The organism is Parvibaculum sp. (genome assembly GCF_049671045.1).
GTDB lineage: Bacteria > Pseudomonadota > Alphaproteobacteria > Parvibaculales > Parvibaculaceae > Parvibaculum.
The window spans coordinates 1-19,535 of the sequence record NZ_JBATUH010000076.1; the positions used below are offsets into that span (position 1 = coordinate 1).

The window sequence follows — 19,535 nt, forward strand, 5'->3', positions numbered from 1 at the left end:
TCGACCGGCTCGGCGTGCGCGTGCTGCGCGATCCCTACAGCGCCAAACCCTATGTGCTCTTCTATACGACGAAGCGCGTGGGCGGCGGCGTGCAGAACTTCGAGGCGCTGAAGCTTCTGAAGTTCGGAACGGCCTGAGGAGGGAGCCATGCGCGACATTCACCACAATATCAGGACCGTGCAGACGCTCGATCCCGCAGTGACGGCTTCAGCGCGTTCCGGCGCGCCGGTCGATCGCAGGGGCTTCGAGGCGGTGGAGCATATCGTGCTCTTCGGAGCCTCGGGCGACACGCTCTCGACCGCGCTGAAGATGGAGGCGAAGCTCGAAGCCTCCGAAGACGGCACCAACTGGGCGCCGGTGACGGACGCAAGGGCGGTGACGGGCGGGCCCTTGTCGGCCGGTGGCATCTTCGCCACTGTCGATGCGGCCGCGAAGGCGCAGAAGGAATACCGCATCGGCTATGTGGGGAACGCGCGCTACAGCCGCGTCTCCATCGCGCTGACGGGAAACCATGCGAACGGCACGCCCGTCGCGGCGCTCGCCGTGCTCTCGGCCGCGCATGTGAAACCGGCCGCCTGACGGCGACGGGAACGCCGCCCTGGCGAGATGCCGGGGCGGCGCTCCTTTCCGGCCCGCAAGCACTCAACGAAAGAGATCTCATGACGCTCATGCTCATCGCCGGACCGGCGGAGGAGCCGGTGACGCTCGCCGAGGCGCGCAGCTTTCTCCGCCTCGACGGCGTGGAGGAAAACGCGCTGGTGACGGCGCTGATCACGGCGGCGCGCTCAACGCTCGAGGCCGAAACACGGCGCGCCTTCGTCACGCAGGGCTGGCGCCTCGTCCTCGATGCGTGGCCCGGCCGCGACATCTCTCTGCCTCTTGCGCCGGTCGCGGCGGTGGACGCGGTTCACGTCGATGCGGGCGAGGGGACGGTGACGCTCGATCCAACGCTCTTCGACATGGACCTCGGCGCCGAGCCGCCACGCATGGCCGCGCGGAGTGACGCGCGGCTCCCCCGGCCGGCAGCCGGGATCGGCGGCATCGAAATCGACTTCACGGCGGGCTATGGCACGGGCGCCGAAGTGCCTGAGTCCTTGCGACAGGCGACATTGATGCTCGTCGCGCATTGGTTCGAGGCGCGAGGGCCAGTCGCCTTCGGCAGTTCGGCAGCCGACATTCCGCTCACCGTCGCCGCGCTCGTGGCGCCCTATCGGAGGCTGAAACTGTGACGAGCCCCGGCAGATTGCGTGAGCGCGTGACGATCGAGGCGCCGCAGCGCGCAGGCGACGGCGCGGGCGGATGGACGATTGCCTGGTTGCAGGTTGCGACCGTCTGGGCGGATGTCATCTCGTTCAAGGGAACGGAGCTTGCGGAAGCCGACCGGCTGGAGGCACGCGAGCCCTTCCGCGTCGTCGTCCGCCATCGCGGCGACGTAAAGAGCGACATGCGCCTCACATGGCGCGGCCGCGTGCTCGACATCAAGGGCGCCTTCGACCCCGATGGCAGGCGGCGCTGGCTCGCCATCGATTGCGAGGAGAGGGGCAAGTGACGATGCCGACGATGAATGCCGATCTCGCGCTGCAACGCGCGATTTATGCCCATCTCGCCGGAGACGCGGCGCTCAACGCGCTCGTTGACGGACGCATCTATGACAGCGTGCCGGGCGAGGCGGCCTTCCCCTATGTGACGATCGGCGATGCGCTCGTAAAGGCTTTCGACACGGGCGACACTTGCGGCGCGGAGCACCGGCTGGCGCTCAATGTCTGGTCGCGCGCGGGCGGGCGAAGCGAGGCGAAGGCGATCCTCGGCGCGCTCCATGCGGCGCTGCATGACGCGCCGCTGACGCCGGAGGGGCAAAGTCTCATCAATCTCCGCTTCGCCGAAGCCGAAACGCGGCGCGAACCGGATGGAACCACATGGCGCGGCGTCATCCGCTTTCGCGCCGTCACAGAACCGATCTAGGAGCAAATCATGGCGGTACAAAAGGGCAAGGACCTGCTCGTGAAGCTCGATGCAAGCGGGACGGGAAGTTTCGTGACCGTGGCGGGACTGCGCTCGCGCGCTCTCGCCTTCAACGCGCGCAGCGTCGACGTGACGAATGCGGATTCGAGCGGGCGCTGGCGCGAACTGCTCGAAGGCGCGGGCGTGCGCTCGGCGAGCATCACGGGACGCGGCATTTTTCGCGATCAGGCGTCGGATGCGAGCGTGAGGCAGATCTTCTTCGATGGCGCGATCAGGGTCTGGCAGGTCGTCATTCCCGATTTCGGTACGGTGGCGGGCCCATTTCAGATCACGGCGCTCGAATTTGCGGGCGAGCACGATGGCGAGATGACTTTCGACCTGTCGCTGGAATCCGCAGGCCAGCTCAGCTTCACCGCGATGTGAGGGCAGACATGGCGAATAGGCAAAGGGGCGAAATCGAGGCCGTTCTCGGCGGCGAGAAGCGGACGCTCGTGCTCACGCTCGGCGCGCTCGCCGAACTCGAACATGCCTTTGGCGGCGAGGATATGCTGGCGCTCGCAAGCCGCTTCGAGACGGGGCGCATTTCGGCGCGGGACGCGATCCGCGTGATCGGCGCCGGACTTCGCGGCGCGGGTCAGGAGGTGAGTGATGAGGAGGTGGCAGGGATGAGCTGCGAAGGCGGCGCGGCCGGCTACGTCGCCATCGTCGCCGATCTTCTCACCGCGACATTCAGCGGCGGCGAAACATAGAAAGCGTCCGGGAACTCGTACCTCAGCGCGGCTGCGAGGACGTGGATGGTCCGAATGAACCGGGCCATGACGATCAGGGTTTGACGGATCTTCAATACAGTTTTTTGAGCGCGATGAAGAAATTTCCATGGGAGCAGGCGATGGAAATCGGCCTCGGCCGCCTCCGCCTCGCCCCGCAGGATTTCTGGCGCATGACACTCGCCGAACTCGCCGCGGCCGCGCGAGGCGCGGGGCTTGCCCAGGTGCAAGTCTCTGCGATCCGCCGTGCCGAACTCGAGGCGCTTACGCGCCGCTTTCCCGATTGAGAGGACTTCATATGTATACGATCGATCTTACGGCATTGCAGCCGCTGGTGAATGAATTTGCCCTTGCGGTGCTGACGGCGCTCGCATCGGTGATGGCGGCGAAGGCCTGCGCCTTCCTCAAGGCTAAGCGCGACGGCGAGCTCGGGCAGATCCTCGACAAGGCGCTCGGCATGGGGATTGCCTTCGCCATTGCGCGGCTCAACGCGGCGGGAGCTGAACGGGGCGCGGTCGCGGTCCGAAGCGAACTTGTCGCCTCGGCCGCGAATTACGCGCTCGCGCATGTACCGCAGGCGATCAAGGCGCTGGGCCTCGATGGCGCGCATCTGGCGCGAATGATCGAGGCGCGCCTTCACACGAGCGGGACGGAAAGGCCGTCATGATCGGGCTGCTCGAAAAAATCGTGGCACTCGCCGCGCAATTCGCATCGGCCATGACGGCGTTTCTCTGGGCGGGCGATCGCGCCGAGGCCGCGAGGCTCCGGCGTCAGATGGAGGTGCGCAATGCAATCGAGGAAGCGATGTCCATGGGGCCTCGCGATCAGTCTGATGTCGCTCGCAGGCTGCGCGACGGGAGTTTCTGAGCCGGGCTGCATTCCCTTGCGGGGCTACACGCCGGCCGAACAGGCCGCGGTGGCGGACGAACTCGACCGGCTCGGGCCGGCATCCATGACCGGCCGCTTTCTCGCCGACTACGCGACATTGCGCGACGGTGTGCGCGCCGCATGCAGACAGGAAGGAAGCCGATGAACGAACAGATGACGACGGGCGATGCCGCGGCGCTCGCGCGCGCGCTTCAGGAGGCCACGAGCGCGACGGCGAGTTTCGGCATCGAGACCACGCGCACACTCGCCGCCGTGACCGAGCAATACCGGCGGGCGGCGGACGGCGGGCGCGACTTCGGAACGGCGCTGGGAAGCGCGTTCGACAGCGTGGCGCTGAAAGGCCGCTCGCTTTCGGACACGCTTCGGAAACTGGCGCTCGATCTTTCGGCTCTCGTCCTGAAGGGCGCCGTGAACTCGATAGCCGGATCGCTGGGCAGCTCGCTCTCAGGCGCGCTCGGCTCGCTCGTCGCCAGCGCCAACGGCAACGTGTTCGCGGGCGGCCAGGTGAAACCCTTCGCCAAGGGCGGCGTCATCTCGAGCCCCTTGCTCTTTCCGCTTCGGAGCGGAGCGGGGCTCGCGGGCGAGGCGGGCGCCGAGGCCATCTTGCCGCTGCAACGCGGAAGCGACGGGCGGCTCGGCGTGGCGGCGGCAGGGGCGCAGCAGCCGGTGCAAATCCACTTCAACGTGACGGCGAGCGATGCCGAAAGCTTCCGCCGTTCGGAAACGCAAATCGCCGCGATGCTCAATCGCGTGGCGGCGCGCGGCGCGAGGAACCTCTGATGGCATTTCACGAAGTTCGTTTTCCGCTGGCGATCTCATTCGGTTCGACCGGAGGTCCCGAGCGCCGCACGGAAATCGTGACACTCGGCTCCGGCGCGGAGGAACGCAACAGCCCCTGGGCGGGCTCGCGCAGGCGATACAACGCGGGAACCGGCGTGCGAACCCTCGACGATCTCCACATGCTGATCGAATTCTTCGAGGCGCGGCGCGGGAGGCTTCACGGCTTCCGGTGGAAGGACCGTGCGGACTGGAAATCCTGCGCGCCGGGCGGCGCGATTTCGCCGCTCGATCAGCGGATCGGAACGGGTGACGGCGCCCGCGCGGCATTTCAACTGGCGAAGACTTACAGCTCAGGTGGGGCGAGCTTCGAGCGAGCGATCAGGAAGCCGGTTGCAGGCACGCTGCGCGTGGCGGTCGATGGCGCGGAAAAGATGGAGGGCGCGGATTTCGCGCTCGATGCGGCGACGGGAATCGTGACCTTTTCCGGCGGCGCGATACCGGCTTCAGGCGCGGCTGTGACGGCGGGTTATGAGTTCGACGTGCCGGTGCGCTTCGACACGGATTTTCTCGAGATCAATCTTGCCGCCTTCGAGGCGGGCTCGGTGCCGGCCATTCCGGTGATCGAGATCAGGACCTGAAGCGCGGCGGGGACAAAGGTGCAATCATGAAAATGCTCTCGCTAGCTCTTGCGGCCCATCTCGCAAGCGGCGTGACGACGCTTTGCCATTGCTGGAAACTCGTCCGGCGTGACGGCACCGTCATGGGCTTTACCGATCACGATGGCGATCTCGCATTCGGCGGCGTGACCTTCGAAGCGGCAGGGGGCCTGACGGCAAGCGCCATCGAGACGAGCGCAGGGCTAGCCGTCGATAATCTCGATGTGCTAGGCGCTCTCTCCTCGGAACGGCTCAATGACGGCGATCTCGCCGCCGGCCTCTATGACGACGCGGAGGTCGAGGTCTGGCGCGTCAACTGGCGGGACACCGATCAGCGCGTGCTGATGCGAAAGGGGAATCTCGGCCAGGTGACGCGGGGCGCGACGGGCTTTGCGGCGGAGCTGCGCGGCCTGGCGCACCGGCTGAACCAGCCGGTCGGGAGGATCTATCAATATGGATGCGATGCCGATCTCGGCGACGGGCGCTGCGGCCTCGACCCCGGCGGGCTGACGGCGAGCGGCGTCGTCATCTCGTCGGCCGACGATCGTATTCTCACGGTGGATGGACTTGCGGGATTTGCCGAAGGCTGGTTCGAGCGCGGGCGGCTCCGCTTCACGAGCGGCGCCAACAAGGACGCGCTCATGGAGGTGAAGCTGCATGCGCCGGAACCGGGCGGCGCGCTCATCGAGCTGTGGCAGCCCATGACGCGCGGCGTGGCGGCGGGCGACACGTTCGAGATCATGGCCGGATGTGACAAGCAGTTCGCCACCTGCCGGGTGAAATTCTCGAACGCCATCCGCTTTCGCGGCTTCCCGCACATGCCGGGAAACGATTTCGTCATGTCCTATCCATCGGCCGGAGGCGCAAATGACGGCGGCAGGCGGAACTGAAATGACGCGAGCGGAGATCGTCCGCGCGGCGCGCGACTGGATCGGCACGCCGTACCGGCATCAGGCGAGCGCGAGGGGCGCGGGCACCGACTGCCTCGGCCTTGTGCGCGGCGTCTGGCGCGATCTCTATGGCGAGGAACCGGAAGCGCCGCCTGCCTATACGCCCGACTGGGCCGAGGCGCCCGGCGCTTGCGACGAGACGATGGCGGATGCGGCGCGCAGACACATGACCGAGATCGCCGCCGATGAAGCGCGAGAAGGCGATGTCGTGCTTTTCCGCATGCGGGCGCGGGGACCGGCGAAACACGCCGCCATTCTCGTCGCGGCGGAACGCATGGTGCATGCCTATTCCGGCCGCGCCGTCGTCGAAACCACAATTGGTTCCTGGTGGCGGGCGCGGCTTGCCTATGCGTTCCGCTTTCCCCGCGTGATGGACTGACCCCGGCCGGCGCAGCGCGACGGCGGAAAACGAAAGCGAACATGGCGACACTCATTCTATCCACTGCGGGCGCGGCGCTCGGCAGCGCGCTTCTGCCCGCGGGCCTGAACATTCTCGGCGCGACGGTGAGCGGCGCGGCGCTCGGCAGCGCCATCGGCGCGGGGATCGGCAATTATGTCGATCAGGCGCTATTCGGCCCCACGCTCGCAAACGCCGAAGGGCCGCGGCTTTCCGACCTGCATGTGATGGCCTCGACCGAGGGGGCGCCGATACCGCGTCTCTATGGCCGCGCGCGGCTTTCGGGCCAAATCATCTGGGCGACGAAGTTCAGGGAGCATGTCTCCAGACGAGAGGCTGGAGGCGGCAAGGGCGGTGGCGGTGGCGCGAGCGCCACCGAATACAGCTACAGCGCATCCTTCGCCATCGGACTTTGCGAAGGCCCGGTGACGCGGATCGGCCGCGTCTGGGCGGATGGCAAGCCGCTATCGCTCGCCGATGTCAACTGGCGGCTGCACAAGGGCGAGGAGACGCAGGCACCGGACGCGCTCATGGAGGCGGTGGAAGGCGAGGCGCCGGCCTATCGCGGGCTTGCCTATGTCGTTTTCGAGGAGCTTGACCTCTCGCCCTTCGGCAACCGCGTGCCGCAGCTCTCATTCGAGGTGTTTCGCTCGCTGAGCGATGTGGAAGCGTCGATCCGGGCCGTGACCATCATCCCCGGCGCGGGCGAATTCGTGTACGACACGGAGACCGTGCGCGAGATCCTGAGCGAAGTGTCGAGCCGCGCGGCGAACGCGCATGGAAATGCGGGCACCGCCGATTTCGTGACTGCGATGGACGAGCTGCAAGCGGCCTGTCCGAATGTCGCGAGTGCATCGCTCGTCGTATCCTGGTTTGGCGACGATCTGCGCTGCGGACATTGCACGGTGAAGCCAAAGGTCGAGACGGGCTGGAAGATCACCGTGCCCGCGCAATGGAACGTCTCGGGAGTTTCGCGCACGGACGCGGCGGTGGTGAGCTCGGTCGAGGGGCGGCCCGCCTTTGGCGGCACGCCATCCGACCGCTCGGTCATTCGCGCCATCCGCGATCTCAAGGCGCGCGGTTTGCGAACCGTCTTCTACCCCTTCATCATGATGGATATTCCGGCGGGGAACGCGCTCCCCGATCCCTATACGGGTGGGGCAGGCCAGCCGGCCTATCCCTGGCGCGGCCGCATCACCTGCGCGCCGGCGGCGGGCCGGCCCGGCAGCGCGGACAAGACGAGCGCAGCCGCAAGCCAGGTCGCAGGTTTCTTCGGCACGGCCGCGCCCGGCCATTTCACGCGGCTCGGCGAGGGCGTCGCCTATTCGGGCCCCGCGGAATGGTCCTATCGCCGGATGGTGCTTCATTACGCGCATCTTTGCGTCGCGGCGGGCGGCGTCGACATGTTCCTCATCGGCTCGGAACTGAGGGGCCTCACGCAAATCCGCAGCGCCGCCTCGACCTATCCGGCCGTCGCGGCGCTGAAGGCGCTCGCCGCCGATGTGCGGACAATTCTCGGTCCGGCAACGAAGATTTCATACGCAGCAGACTGGTCGGAATATTTCGGCCATCAGCCGCAGGACGGATCGGGCGATGTGTTCTTCCATCTCGATCCGCTCTGGGCCGACCCCAATGTCGATTTCGTCGGCATCGACTACTACCCGCCGCTCACCGACTGGCGCTCTTCGGGTGACCATCTCGACGGCCGGATCGCATCCTCGATCTACGACCTCGACTATCTGACGTCGCGCTTCGGCGCGGGCGAGAATTTCGACTGGTACTATGCGAGCGATGCGGACCGCGCGGCGCAGCGCCGCTCGCCCATAACAGATGGCGCCCATGGCAAGCCATGGGTCTATCGCGCGAAGGATCTGCGGGGCTGGTGGGCGAACGCGCATCACGACAGGCCCGGCGGTGTCGAGAGCGCGGCGCCGACGGCATGGGTGCCCGAGAGCAAGCCCATCGTTTTCACCGAAGCGGGCTGCCCCGCCATCGACAAGGGGACGAACGAACCCAACGTCTTCTTCGATGCGAAATCGTCCGAAAGCGCGGCGCCGCATTTCTCGCGCGGCACGCGCGACGATTTCATTCAGCGCCGCTTCTTGGAGGCGATGATGAGCCATTGGGGCAAGGGCGGCGCGCACAACCCGCTCTCGGCCGTCTATGGCAAGCGCATGATCGCGCCCGAGGACATCTTCTTCTGGACCTGGGATGCGCGGCCCTTTCCCGCCTTTCCCGATCGTACCGACATCTGGGCGGACGGCGCCAACTGGCAGCGCGGCCACTGGCTCAATGGCAGGGTGGGCGCGGTGCCGCTTGGCGATCTCGTCGCGGCGATCATGGGCGATGTGGGCTTCACCGATTTCGATGTCTCCGAACTCTCGGGCATCGTGCAGGGCTTCGCCATCGATCGGATCATGTCGCCGCGGCAGGCGCTGGAGCCGCTCATGCTGGCGCGCTTTTTCGATGCGGCGGAAGCGGAAGGCAAGGTCCGCTTCCGGCACCTCGGCGCCTGGCCTTCGCTGACGCTGACGCCCGCTGAACTCGCGGTCGAGGAGACGAGCGCCGCGCAGGGCTATGAGCTCAAGCGCGGGCAGGAGACCGAACTGCCGCTCTCGGCGAAGCTCACTTTCATCGATGGCGGCCTCGACTACCGGCAGGCGGCGGTCGAGGCGCGGCGCCTGTCGGTCGCAAGCCAGCGCGTTGCCGCCGCGGCGCTGCCGATCGTGATGACGCACGAAGATGCTCAGGGCGTCGCGGATATATGGTTGCAGCAGGCCTGGGTCGAACGCGAGAGCGCGGCGCTCAAACTGCCGCCGAGCAGGCTGGCGCTCGATCCGGGCGATGTGGTGGAACTGGTTCTGCCGGAGCGGCGCGCGCGCTATCGGCTGACGGCGCTTACCGATGCCGGCTGGCGCGAGGCGAGGGCGGTCGCCTCCGAGGCGAGCCTTTTCGGCCCGTCGACCGCGCCGCTGCGAAACTATCGCCCCGCGAGCCCGGAGAGCCACGGCGCGCCGCTCGCCGTCTTTCTCGACTTGCCCTTGCTCGCGGGAACGGAAACGCCGCATGCGCCGCGCGTCGCCGTGGCGGCGGAACCCTGGCCGGGCGCCGTCGCCTTTCACAAAAGCGCGACGGGCACGGGCTTCGCCTTCAACAGGGTGGTGACGAAGCCCGCGACGCTCGGAAGGACGGCATCGGCTTTCGGTCCGGGCGTGACAGGGCGCTGGGACCGGAGCCAGAGGCTCTCCGTCACGCTATCGTCGGGCACGCTCAGCTCGGCGAGCGAGGCGGCCGTGCTCGCGGGCGCCAATGCCGCCGCTCTCGAAACGCCGGAGGGCGAGTTCGAGGTGATCCAGTTCCTCGATGCGACGCTCGTTGCGCCGGACAGCTACGAATTGACGGGGCTTTTGCGCGGACAGGCCGGAACGGAAGCGGCGATGCGCCGGCCGCTGGCGGAGGGAGCGCGTTTCGTTTTGCTCGACGGGGCCATTGCCGAGCTTGACATGAGCGATGCCGAGCGATGGCTCGCGCGCATCTGGGCCTATGGTCCGGCATCGAAGCCGATAGACGATGAAAGCTACAGGCGCGAGACGCGGAGCTTCAGCGGCGTCGGACTGCGGCCGCTTTCGCCCGTTCATCCGAGAGGACGAAGGCTCGCCGACGGCTCCATCTCGATCTCATGGATAAGGCGTACACGGATCGGCGGCGATAGCTGGGAAGGCGTGGACGTGCCGCTCGGCGAGGAGGAGGAACGCTATGAAGTGGACATCATGAAGGCTGGAATCGCCATCAGAACGCTTGGCAGCTTCACGGCGACGGCGATCTATTCCGCGGCCATGCAGCAGGCGGATTTCGGAACGACGAATATTGCGACGCTCGATGTGAGGGTCGCGCAGATCAGCCGCAGCTTCGGGCGCGGCACGATGAGAGAGGCGACGCTTCATGTCTGAGACCACCCATCTGAAACTGCCCTACCTGGAGTCCGCGCAAGCGCAGAAGCATGTGACGGTGAACGAGGCGCTGCGCGCGCTTGACGCGCTGGTGCATCTTTCGGTGAAGGGCAGGACGCTGACGGCTCCGCCCGCAAGCCCCGGCGAAGGCGACCGCTACATCGTCGGGCCCGGCGCGACCGGCCTCTGGACAGGCGCGGACCGCAAGGTCGCCGCCTTCACGGATGGAGCGTGGCAGTTCTTCGCGCCACAGGCGGGCTGGCGCGCCCATGACGAGGGAACCGGAGATCTCGTGCTTCACGACGGCGCGGGCTGGCGGAAGGAGAACGCCACGGCGAAAAGCCCGCACGGTGCGGCAACCGAGTTCGGCGTCGTCGAGGGCGAACATGCGTTGACGGCGGGCACGACGAACGACACGGGCCTTGCCATACCCGAATGCGCGATCGTGCTCGGCATCACGGGACGCGTACTGACCGCAGTCACCGGCGCGACCTCGTGGAACCTCGGCGTCGCTGCCGATGCTACGCGCTACGGGAATGGTATCGGCGTTGCCGAGGGATCGACTGTCATCGGCCCTTCGGGCACGCCGGTCACCTATTGGGCGGCGACGCCGCTGAAGATTTCTTCCGTGGGCGGGGCCTTCACAGGCGGCCGGGTTCGCCTTGCCATTCACTACATCGCCCTGACCGGTCCCGACGAGTGAAGGGAGGAGGGCCGGCAAGCAGGGGCGTCGTGCTTGACAATCGGGCCAGCAAGAACAAAATAGGAACAAATACCCAGGCACAGCGGAAATCCCATGCATGAGACGACGAGCCGCCCTTCACGGGCGAAGAATTGCGCACGCGCCGACCCGCCCGACCTCGCCGAAATGCTTCTCCTTGCGCGGAGGCTGCGCCGCGAGACGGCGGGCGACTGCGAGGAGGGGCGGATCGCCTTCGCCTGGATGCTCGTCAATGCGCGTGCTGCGCGTGGTCGGGGCGAGGGGAGTGCCGCCTCTGCGCCGGGAATTGCCCTCGCATGTGGCAACCGCATCGATGCCGATTTCGCCGACGCGGAATTCTGCCGCTCGCTGGCGCTGGTCTGCCTCATCCTCGCTGGCGACATCGAGGACCCGACGCGGGGCGCGACGAAGTTCCATGCCCATGACGACTGGCCCTGCTGGGCCAGAGATGCAGAGCCTCGCGCCCTTATCGGGCAGCGCTTCTTTTATGCAGCGGATTGAGGCCCTGCCGCGGCGTGCGGGCGGGGCAGCGCGTTATCAATTCGTCAACGAAGAGGCGATAGCGTTTTGGTATCCATGTCCTGCTTCCGGTCGACCTCGATGCAGCGGAAGATTTTTTACCAGCGCCGGTCAAGGCGCCCCTTCGCCATCCTGCTCGGCCTTGCAGGCATGGGCGCGGTCGTATTTTCCGTAGGCGTCTATACAGGCAGCGCCTATCCCGACCTCTTCACTTTCGGTCCGACGGCGCCGGCGGCACAGGTCGCGGTCGCAGGCTTCTGAATGTCGCCCTCCGCTGCGTGAACGGCTGTTGGAGGGGTGACGCCATCTCCCCGAAGTTCTATAACGACCCTGAACGCGGACGGACCGCGTGCCGTATGCGGTACATCCTGGCGGGCATGAGGGTCCATGGCTGGCGGCAGACTTTTTTCCTCGCGCAGAATGTTCGGCTCCCGCCGGATGATCTTCAGTGAGCCCCGTCGCAGGCTGCCATGGATGAGAATCCTCGGCATTCTCGTGGCGACCGTCGTTGTCTTCGCCGCCGGCGTCTATACCGGCCGCGCCTTCCCGAACCTGCTGGGCGACCGGGTGCCTGCGCCCGTTGCCGCAGCGGAATTCTGACGTCTCGTCCGATCTGCATTTTCGCATCGCCTTTTGCATGACCGGGTATTCCCGGTGCTTGCCGCTGCGCCGACTTCACGCCAAATATGCGGGGCCCGAAGGGCTCGACGGCAAATCCGGGGGAGGCGATGGATCTTCAACTCACAGGCAAGACCGCTCTGGTGACCGGCTCGCATCGCGGCACGGGCCGGGTCATCGCCGAGCGGCTGGCAAGCGAAGGCGCGCGCGTGGTCGCGCATGGCATGGCGGACGGCGAGGCCGAAACCGTCGCTGCCGATATTCGTGAGGCGGGCGGCGACGCGTTCGCCGTGGCGGGCGACATCACCACGGACGAGGGGGCGAAGGCGGCATATGAGGCAGCCGTGCGGGCGGCGGGCGTCATCGACATTCTTGTCAACAATTACGGTATCGCCGAAGCGGGCTCATGGTCGCGCACGGAAACGCCGGGCTGGATCGACGCCTATGAGAAGAACGTGCTCTCGGCCGTGCGCATGGCGCGCCTCGCCATCGGCGCCATGAAGGAGCGCGGCTGGGGCCGCATCATCATGCTCGGCACGATCGGCTCGACGGAGCCCGCCGCGCGCATGCCGCATTATTATGCGGCGAAGGGCGCGCTCGCCACCATGACTGTGAGCCTCGCGAAGGAACTTGCCAACACCGGCATCACCGTGAACATTGTAAGCCCCGGTCTCATCCGCACGAAGGAAGTGGAGGAGCGCTTTCTCGCGCAAGGCTATGAGAAGGGCTGGGGCACGACATGGGAAGAAGTCGAGCCCCATGTGCTGAAGACCTTCATGAACAATCTGACCGGGCGAGTGACGACTCCGGCGGAGGTCGCCGATCTTGTCGCTTTCGTCGCATCGCCGCGCGCCGGCGCGCTCACCGCGCTCAATCTCCGCATCGATGGCGGCACGACGGCGCTGGCGATCTGAATTGACGACACGGCATACTGGTTTTTGAGTTGCAGCTTTTGAACGGAAATGACGATGCAGACGTTCCGCTTTGACCTGTGCGAACTGCCGGAGGAAACGAAGGGTCTCCGCGAGGAGGTTCGCGCGTTTCTCGACAATGAGTTGCGGCACGTACCCGCCGTGACGCGCGCGCAGACATGGATGGGTTTCGACGCCGACTTCAGCCGGAAGATGGGGGAGCGCGGCTGGATCGGCATGCGCTGGCCGAAACGCTATGGTGGGCATGAGCGTTCCGCCTTCGACCGTTACGTCGTGCTGGAGGAAATGCTCGCGGCCGGCGCGCCCGTTGGCGGGCACTGGATCGGCGACCGGCAGTCCGGGCCGCTGCTCCTCAATTTCGGCACGGAAGAACAGCGCCAGCTCATCCTGCCGAAAGTCGCGCGCGGCGAATGCTTCTTCTGCATCGGAATGTCGGAACCGGATTCGGGCTCCGATCTCGCGGCCACGCGAACGCGCGCCGAAAAGGTTGATGGCGGATACAAGGTCAACGGCACAAAGCTCTGGACCTCGAACGCGCACAAGGCGCATTACATGATCGCGCTTTTCCGCACGAGCCAGGATCCGAACAACAAACATGCGGGCCTTACGCAGTTCCTCGTCGATCTGAAGAACACGGACGGCATCACCATCCGTCCGATCAAGGACCTCGCGGGCAACGCGCATTTCAACGAGGTCGTGTTCGAGGACGCCTTTGTGCCGGAGGGCATGCTCGTCGGCTCGGAAGGTTCCGGCTGGGCGCAGGTGAATGCCGAGCTTGCCTTCGAGCGATCGGGGCCGGAGCGCTATCTTTCGAGCTTCATCCTTCTCGTCGAGATGATCCGTGAGCTGCAGAAGCGCGGCGGAACCGACGGCGCGCGGGAAATCGGCCGCCTCGTTGCGGAGCTCGTGACGCTGCGGCAGATGTCGCTCTCTGTCGCGGGCATGCTCGACAAGGGCGAGAACCCGGCGCTCGAAGCCTCGGTGGTGAAGGATCTCGGCACCGGCTTCGAGCAGGACATGCCGGTCAAGGCACACGAGATTCTCGGGATGGAGCCGACGATCGGATCGGGCAGTGACTTCGAGCAGGTGCTCGGCTATCTCACCCAGACCGTGCCCTCCTTCTCGCTGCGCGGCGGAACGCGCGAAATTCTGCGCGGGATCATCGCCCGCGGCCTCGGTCTTCGCTGAGAGGAGAGACAAGATGAACGAGATGCAGACGATCCTCGATGCGAGTGTGACGAAGCTTCTTGACGATCACTCGACGAAGCAGGCGATCCAGGGCGCGGAGGAGGGCGGCTGGCCGGAGGCGCTATGGAATGCGCTGGTCGAAAACGGCATGACGCGCATTCTCCTGCCGGAAGCGCAGGAAGGCGCCGGCGCGACATGGAGCGATGCGCATGTCGTCATCAAGGCCGCGGGCGCGCATGCCGCGCCCGTACCGCTCGCCGAAGCGATCCTCGCGGGCTTCGTGCTCGGACGCGCCGGCATCACCATGCCCGAAGGCATCGTCACGGTGATGGAAGGCGATTTCAAGCTGAATGGCGGCCGGCTGACCGGCACGGCGAAGCGCGTGCCCTGGGGGCGCAATGCGAGCCATGCCGTGACCCTCGTCGAAAGCGGATGGGGCGTCGAGGCGGTGCTCGCGCCGCTCGAATATGCGCGGCTCGAAAAGGATCAGAATGTCGCGCGCGAGCCGCGCGACACGCTCGTCTTCGACAATATCGTCGTCGATACCGCCTGGGCCGGCCTGCCCGGCAATGCCCTGCGTCTCTACGGGGCGCTGATGCGCGCGACGCAGATGGCGGGCGCGCTCGACTATCTGACGCGCCAGTCGGTGCAATATGCCAATGAGCGCACGCAGTTCGGCAAGCCGATCGGCAAGTTCCAGGCGATCCAGCAACAGCTTGCCGTGCTGTCCACGCAGTCGGCCGCGGTCGGCATCGCATCGGCCCATGCAGCGCAGCGCGCCGACAAGGTGACGTCGGGCGATGCGGCGGCCTTTGAAATTGCGGTGGCGAAAACGCGCGCCGATGATGCGACCTCGATCGCGACCTCCATCGCGCATCAGGTGCATGGCGCGATCGGCTTCACATATGAGCACGGGCTTCACTTCGCGACGCGCCGCCTCTGGTCGTGGCGGGCCGAGTTCGGATCGGGCGCCGAATGGGCAGACTGGCTCGGCCGCGAGACGATCGCGCGCGGGGCGGACGCCCTCTGGCCCTATGTGACCGCGAGGTGACGGCAGCCAGCCCGGCCACGGGACGGCCCCGCGAAGTTTCTATTCAGAATGGAGTTACGATCTTGAACGTTACGGAAGCCCTGAAGACACGCATCACCTGCCGGGCCTTTCTCGACAAGCCGGTGCCCGAGGCGACCGTGCGCGCCATTCTCGATGTGGCAAAATGGGCGCCGTCCGGCGGCAATCTTCAGCCCTGGCACGTCTATGTGCTGACGGGCGAGCGGCTGAAGGAATTTCTCGCGATCATCGCCGAGAAGCAGAAGACGATGCCTTTCGGCGAGGGCACCGAATACGACATCTATCCCAAGAACCTGACGGAGCCCTACAGGTCGCGGCGCTTCAAATGCGGCGAGGACATGTATGCGACGATCGGCGTGGCGCGCGAGGACAAGGCCGGCCGCCTCAAGCAGTTCGCGCGCAATTTCCGCTTCTTCGATGCGCCGGTCGCCATCTTCTTCGCCATCGACCGCCAGATGGGGATCGACCAGTGGTCCGATCTCGGCATGTTCGCGCAGTCGGTGATGCTGGCGGCACGCGAGCAGGGGCTGCACACCTGCCCCCAGGAAGCCTGGGCCATCTGGCACAAGACGGTGGCGGAATTCGTGAGCATGCCGCCGGAACTCATGCTCTTCTGCGGCATGGGGCTCGGCTATATGGACGAGGCGGCGCCGATCAACAAGCTGCGCACCGACCGCGCGCCGATGGAGGAGTGGGCGAGCTTTTCGGGCTTCTGAAGCCGCTCGCTTCCATTCATCGAAGGTTCAGTCTGGGGAAGCTAGAACCGGGGGCATGAAAAGGACGCTCGCATCGGCCGCACTGGCATTCTCTGCGATCCTCGCCTTGATGGCGGGGGCGGAGCCCGTCCATGCGGCCCCCTGGTCGCAGGAGCGCTCCTATATCGGCCGGCCGCTGCGGAATTCCGACATGCGCACCGACCAGAATGCGGCGCGGGAAGGCGTGCGCCAGGGCAAGATCCTGCCGCTCGGCAAGGTGCTGGCCAAGGTGCATCAGCGCCATCCCGGCCGTCTTCTCGACGCGCAACTGGTGGACGGCGGAGGCCGCCCGGTCTATCTCATCAAGTTGATGACCGCCGACGGCAGCGTCGCTATCGTCTCGGCGGATGCGGCAACGGGTGAAATATTGGGCTATCGCCAGGGAGGACGCTGAGGCATGAGACTGCTCGTCGTCGAGGACGACCCGGACCTCAATCGCCAGCTCGTGACCGCGCTCACCGAGGCGGGATATGTCGTCGACAAGGCCATGGACGGCGAGGAGGGGCACTTTCTCGGCGATACGGAGCCGTATGACGCGGTGATCCTCGATCTGGGCCTGCCCGAGATGGACGGCGTCACCGTGCTCGAGAAGTGGCGCCGGGCGGGCCGCAACATGCCAGTGCTGATCCTCACCGCGCGCGACCGCTGGTCGGACAAGGTGGCGGGCTTCGATGCCGGGGCCGACGACTACGTGGCCAAGCCCTTCTTCATGGAAGAGGTGCTGGCGCGCCTCAGGGCGCTGCTGCGCCGGGCGAGCGGCCATGCGACGAGCGAATTCGAATGCGGCCCCTTGCGGGTGGACACGCGGACCTCGCGCGTCACGGTCAACGGCACGGCGGTCAAGCTCACTTCGCTCGAATACCGGCTGCTCGAATATTTGATCCACCATCAGGGCCGCATCATCTCGCGCACCGAACTCGTGGAGCATCTCTACGATCAGGATTTCGACCGCGACTCCAATACCATCGAGGTCTTTGTCGGCCGGCTCCGCCGCAAGCTCGGCAAGGACATGATCGAAACGGTGAGGGGGCTCGGCTACCGGCTCGCCGCCCCGGAAGATGCTGCCTAGAAGCCTTCACCTCCGCACCGACAGTCTCGCCTTTCGATTGGTGGCGGGCGCGGCGCTGTGGAGCTCGGTCGTGCTGCTTGCGGGCGGCATCATCCTTTCCTCGCTTTTCCGCAATACGGTCGAGCGTTCCTTCGACGCGCGGCTGGAGGTGCTGCTCGGAAGCCTCATCGCCACGACCGAGGTGAACGATCAGCACCAGATCGTCCGCTCGCGCGACCTCAACGAAACACGCTTCGATTTCGCCTATTCGGGCTGGTACTGGCAGATCGCGCCGCTCGCGCAGCGCCTTGCCCTGCGTTCGCGCTCGCTCTTCGACCAGTCGATCGACCTCGCCGAAGGCAAGGACTCGCGGCGCGATGTCTCCGGCGCGCGCTATTTCGATGCGACGGGCCCCGAAAACCAGTCGCTGCGCGTCGTCGAGCGCCGCGTGATGCTGCCGGGCTATGACGTGCCCGTTTCCTTCGCCGTCGCCGGCGACAAGGCGGAAATGGAAGCCGATATCCAGAGCTTCAACAGCACGGTCTTCATGGCGATGGTCGGGCTCGGCGCCGGCATCCTGATCGCGCTTCTCATTCAGGTGCGCTTCGGCCTGCGGCCGCTCGAAGGCGTACGCCGCGCGCTCGCGCAGATCAGGTCCGGCAAGGCGACGAGGCTCGATGGGCAGTTTCCGAGCGAGATCGAGCCGCTTGCCGACGAGATCAACTCGCTCCTCGAAAGCAATCGCGAGGTGCTGGAGCGCGCGCGCATGCATGTGGGTAATCTCGCCCATGCGCTGAAAACGCCGCTGAGCGTCCTGACCAATGAAGCGCGCGCCCATCCTGACGGGTTCGGCGAGCAGGCCGTGAAACTCGCCGCGAATATGCGCGAACAGATCGACCACCACCTTGCGCGCGCCCGCATGGCGGCATCGGCCAATGTCTTCGGCGCGCACACACCCGTCGCGCCGACGCTCGCCCGGCTCGCGCGCACGCTCGAACGCATCTATGCCGAGCGGGGCATCTCCATCGCCGTCGAATGTCCGGAAGACCTCGGCTTTCGCGGTGAGGCGCAAGACCTGGAGGAGATGGCCGGAAACCTGCTCGACAATGCCTGCAAATGGGCGGCCGGGCGCGTGGAACTCAAGGCCCGGCCGCTGGCCGCGCCGCGCAAGGGCCGCGCCGTCTTCATGGTGACGGTGGAGGATGACGGGCCAGGCGTGCCGGAGGAAAAGCGCAAGACCGCGCTCCGCCGCGGCGGCAGGCTCGACGAAACGAAACCCGGCTCCGGCCTTGGCCTTTCCATCGTGACCGAGATCGCGGAGCTTTATGGCGGCGAACTCCATCTCGCCGATGCGGCGCTTGGCGGCCTTCGCGCCGAACTCGTTCTGCCGGCGGCGAGCGAGTAGGGGAGGCGGGCGGCGGCGGCAATCTGAACGCAGGATGAATGCAGCGTTCAGCGACTGCTCAAGCGCCGCCTGTCAGGATCAGCTCCGGTTTTAACGATCGATTTCGGGGTATCCCATGAAAATCTCTCGCATCGCGCTGGCTGCCGCTCTCGCCGCCATACTCGCTGGCTGCGCACAGAACGGTTACGGCGGATATGGCGGCTACGGGCCGAAGCAAACCATGGGTACGGTGGGCGGCGCCGTCATAGGCGGCCTTGCCGGTCAGGCGATCGGCGGCGGCACGGGCCGCCTCTGGGCGACGGGTGCGGGCGTGCTGCTCGGCGCGCTCGTCGGCAACAGCATCGGCCAGAGTCTCGACCGCGCCGACCAGCAATATCTCTCGCAGGCGTCCTACCGCTCCTTCGAGAGTGGCGCGCGGACGGAATGGCGCAATCCGGATAGCGGCAATTACGGCTATGTCGAGCCCGGCCGCAGTTACCGGACGAGCGCGGGCTATTGCCGCGAATATCAGCAGACGGTCTATATCGGCGGACGCGCCCAGCAGGCTTTCGGCACCGCCTGCCGCCAGCCGGACGGCAGCTGGCAGATCCAGAACGGCTGATTGGCAGCCGGGGCGTGCCGAAAATTGAAAAGGCCGCCGTACACCAATCTGGAGTACGGCGGCCAGTTCGGAACGGCTGCGACGCGGCCCGTTATGTTCATCGTTTACAGGGCCGCTCCGTTTGTCGCTCTTGGCGCATTTGTCGCGTTACCCGAGCGGATTTCGCCGGGTGACGACGATCGTCGTCAGGCGATGAAGTCTCCAGGAGTGTCCGACCTCACCGCGCTCGCGTTACGATCCTCTGTCGCGATCGAAATGCTGGCGATGGCAAACGGTGTCATCAAACCGTTAGACATCAGATCACCTCCTTTCAATGGTTGAACCCAGGA

At 66.3% G+C, this 19,535-nt stretch carries 28 protein-coding genes; all 28 read left to right on the forward strand.

Features of this window, described 5'->3' with window-relative positions; translation table 11 throughout:
• On the forward strand, window positions 1-137 hold a 137-nt coding region (locus WBG82_RS09100; RefSeq protein ID WP_424424059.1), incomplete at its 5' end, for a phage major capsid protein.
• 10 nt (window positions 138-147) lie between these two features.
• Complete coding sequence (locus tag WBG82_RS09105; RefSeq protein WP_424424002.1) at window positions 148-579, forward strand: hypothetical protein; 432 nt, start codon at window positions 148-150, stop codon at window positions 577-579.
• Between the two features lie 80 nt (window positions 580-659).
• Window positions 660-1,229, forward strand: a complete 570-nt coding sequence (locus WBG82_RS09110) for a head-tail connector protein (protein WP_424424004.1) — start codon at window positions 660-662, stop codon at window positions 1,227-1,229.
• Window positions 1,226-1,549, forward strand: coding sequence for a phage head closure protein (locus tag WBG82_RS09115; protein ID WP_424424006.1), 324 nt, complete (start codon window positions 1,226-1,228; stop codon window positions 1,547-1,549). The genes WBG82_RS09110 and WBG82_RS09115 overlap by 4 nt, the downstream gene beginning before the upstream one ends.
• A 2-nt stretch (window positions 1,550-1,551) precedes the next feature.
• Window positions 1,552-1,962 carry a DUF3168 domain-containing protein gene (locus tag WBG82_RS09120; protein WP_424424061.1) on the forward strand — a complete coding sequence of 137 codons (411 nt, stop codon included), beginning with the start codon at window positions 1,552-1,554 and terminating at the stop codon, window positions 1,960-1,962.
• 9 nt (window positions 1,963-1,971) lie between these two features.
• The gene (locus tag WBG82_RS09125; protein WP_424424009.1) at window positions 1,972-2,385 is read left to right on the forward strand and encodes a phage major tail protein, TP901-1 family; all 414 of its coding nucleotides are present in this window, start codon (window positions 1,972-1,974) and stop codon (window positions 2,383-2,385) included.
• Window positions 2,386-2,393: 8 nt separating this feature from the next.
• Complete coding sequence (locus WBG82_RS09130; protein ID WP_424424011.1) at window positions 2,394-2,711, forward strand: gene transfer agent family protein; 318 nt, start codon at window positions 2,394-2,396, stop codon at window positions 2,709-2,711.
• Between the two features lie 113 nt (window positions 2,712-2,824).
• Window positions 2,825-3,016, forward strand: a complete 192-nt coding sequence (locus WBG82_RS09135) for a rcc01693 family protein (protein WP_424424013.1) — start codon at window positions 2,825-2,827, stop codon at window positions 3,014-3,016.
• An 11-nt stretch (window positions 3,017-3,027) separates the two neighbouring features.
• Entirely contained in the window at window positions 3,028-3,396 is a 369-nt protein-coding gene (locus WBG82_RS09140) for a hypothetical protein (protein WP_424424015.1), read from the forward strand.
• Window positions 3,393-3,596, forward strand: coding sequence for a hypothetical protein (locus WBG82_RS09145; protein WP_424424018.1), 204 nt, complete (start codon window positions 3,393-3,395; stop codon window positions 3,594-3,596). Before WBG82_RS09140 ends, WBG82_RS09145 begins: the two co-directional genes overlap by 4 nt.
• 16 nt (window positions 3,597-3,612) lie before the next feature.
• Window positions 3,613-3,762 (forward strand): hypothetical protein, encoded by a 150-nt coding sequence (locus WBG82_RS09150; protein ID WP_424424020.1) that lies wholly within the window; start codon window positions 3,613-3,615, stop codon window positions 3,760-3,762.
• The gene (locus tag WBG82_RS09155; protein ID WP_424424023.1) at window positions 3,759-4,397 is read left to right on the forward strand and encodes a phage tail tape measure protein; all 639 of its coding nucleotides are present in this window, start codon (window positions 3,759-3,761) and stop codon (window positions 4,395-4,397) included. Before WBG82_RS09150 ends, WBG82_RS09155 begins: the two co-directional genes overlap by 4 nt.
• A complete protein-coding gene (locus WBG82_RS09160) occupies window positions 4,397-5,035 on the forward strand; it encodes a phage distal tail protein, Rcc01695 family (protein ID WP_424424025.1) in 639 nt (212 codons plus the stop codon). Before WBG82_RS09155 ends, WBG82_RS09160 begins: the two co-directional genes overlap by 1 nt.
• Before the next feature lie 26 nt (window positions 5,036-5,061).
• Complete coding sequence (locus WBG82_RS09165) at window positions 5,062-5,943, forward strand: DUF2163 domain-containing protein (RefSeq protein ID WP_424424027.1); 882 nt, start codon at window positions 5,062-5,064, stop codon at window positions 5,941-5,943.
• Between the two features lies 1 nt (window position 5,944).
• The gene (locus WBG82_RS09170) at window positions 5,945-6,382 is read left to right on the forward strand and encodes an NlpC/P60 family protein (RefSeq protein WP_424424030.1); all 438 of its coding nucleotides are present in this window, start codon (window positions 5,945-5,947) and stop codon (window positions 6,380-6,382) included.
• Window positions 6,383-6,423: 41 nt separating this feature from the next.
• Entirely contained in the window at window positions 6,424-10,350 is a 3,927-nt protein-coding gene (locus WBG82_RS09175; protein ID WP_424424033.1) for a baseplate multidomain protein megatron, read from the forward strand.
• Window positions 10,343-11,053 (forward strand): DUF2793 domain-containing protein, encoded by a 711-nt coding sequence (locus WBG82_RS09180; RefSeq protein ID WP_424424035.1) that lies wholly within the window; start codon window positions 10,343-10,345, stop codon window positions 11,051-11,053. Before WBG82_RS09175 ends, WBG82_RS09180 begins: the two co-directional genes overlap by 8 nt.
• A gap of 93 nt (window positions 11,054-11,146) precedes the next feature.
• Window positions 11,147-11,572, forward strand: coding sequence for a hypothetical protein (locus WBG82_RS09185; protein WP_424424038.1), 426 nt, complete (start codon window positions 11,147-11,149; stop codon window positions 11,570-11,572).
• Window positions 11,573-11,671: 99 nt separating this feature from the next.
• Entirely contained in the window at window positions 11,672-11,851 is a 180-nt protein-coding gene (locus tag WBG82_RS09190) for a hypothetical protein (protein WP_424424040.1), read from the forward strand.
• A gap of 213 nt (window positions 11,852-12,064) precedes the next feature.
• Window positions 12,065-12,190 carry a hypothetical protein gene (locus WBG82_RS09195; RefSeq protein WP_424424042.1) on the forward strand — a complete coding sequence of 42 codons (126 nt, stop codon included), beginning with the start codon at window positions 12,065-12,067 and terminating at the stop codon, window positions 12,188-12,190.
• Window positions 12,191-12,318: 128 nt separating this feature from the next.
• On the forward strand, window positions 12,319-13,122 hold the full coding sequence (locus WBG82_RS09200) for an SDR family NAD(P)-dependent oxidoreductase (RefSeq protein WP_424424044.1): 804 nt from the start codon (window positions 12,319-12,321) through the stop codon (window positions 13,120-13,122).
• A 54-nt stretch (window positions 13,123-13,176) separates the two neighbouring features.
• Window positions 13,177-14,328 carry an acyl-CoA dehydrogenase family protein gene (locus WBG82_RS09205; protein WP_424424064.1) on the forward strand — a complete coding sequence of 384 codons (1,152 nt, stop codon included), beginning with the start codon at window positions 13,177-13,179 and terminating at the stop codon, window positions 14,326-14,328.
• Between the two features lie 13 nt (window positions 14,329-14,341).
• Window positions 14,342-15,379 carry an acyl-CoA dehydrogenase family protein gene (locus WBG82_RS09210; protein ID WP_424424047.1) on the forward strand — a complete coding sequence of 346 codons (1,038 nt, stop codon included), beginning with the start codon at window positions 14,342-14,344 and terminating at the stop codon, window positions 15,377-15,379.
• A 62-nt stretch (window positions 15,380-15,441) separates the two neighbouring features.
• A complete protein-coding gene (locus WBG82_RS09215; protein ID WP_424424049.1) occupies window positions 15,442-16,113 on the forward strand; it encodes a nitroreductase in 672 nt (223 codons plus the stop codon).
• 55 nt (window positions 16,114-16,168) lie between these two features.
• Window positions 16,169-16,546: a PepSY domain-containing protein gene (locus tag WBG82_RS09220; RefSeq protein ID WP_424424052.1), complete on the forward strand. Its 378-nt coding sequence runs from the start codon at window positions 16,169-16,171 to the stop codon at window positions 16,544-16,546.
• Window positions 16,547-16,549: 3 nt separating this feature from the next.
• Window positions 16,550-17,221, forward strand: a complete 672-nt coding sequence (locus WBG82_RS09225; protein ID WP_324298092.1) for a response regulator transcription factor — start codon at window positions 16,550-16,552, stop codon at window positions 17,219-17,221.
• The gene (locus WBG82_RS09230) at window positions 17,211-18,605 is read left to right on the forward strand and encodes an ATP-binding protein (protein WP_424424055.1); all 1,395 of its coding nucleotides are present in this window, start codon (window positions 17,211-17,213) and stop codon (window positions 18,603-18,605) included. The genes WBG82_RS09225 and WBG82_RS09230 overlap by 11 nt, the downstream gene beginning before the upstream one ends.
• Window positions 18,606-18,720: 115 nt before the next feature.
• A complete protein-coding gene (locus WBG82_RS09235) occupies window positions 18,721-19,206 on the forward strand; it encodes an RT0821/Lpp0805 family surface protein (RefSeq protein WP_424424057.1) in 486 nt (161 codons plus the stop codon).
• Window positions 19,207-19,535: the final 329 nt, after the last annotated feature.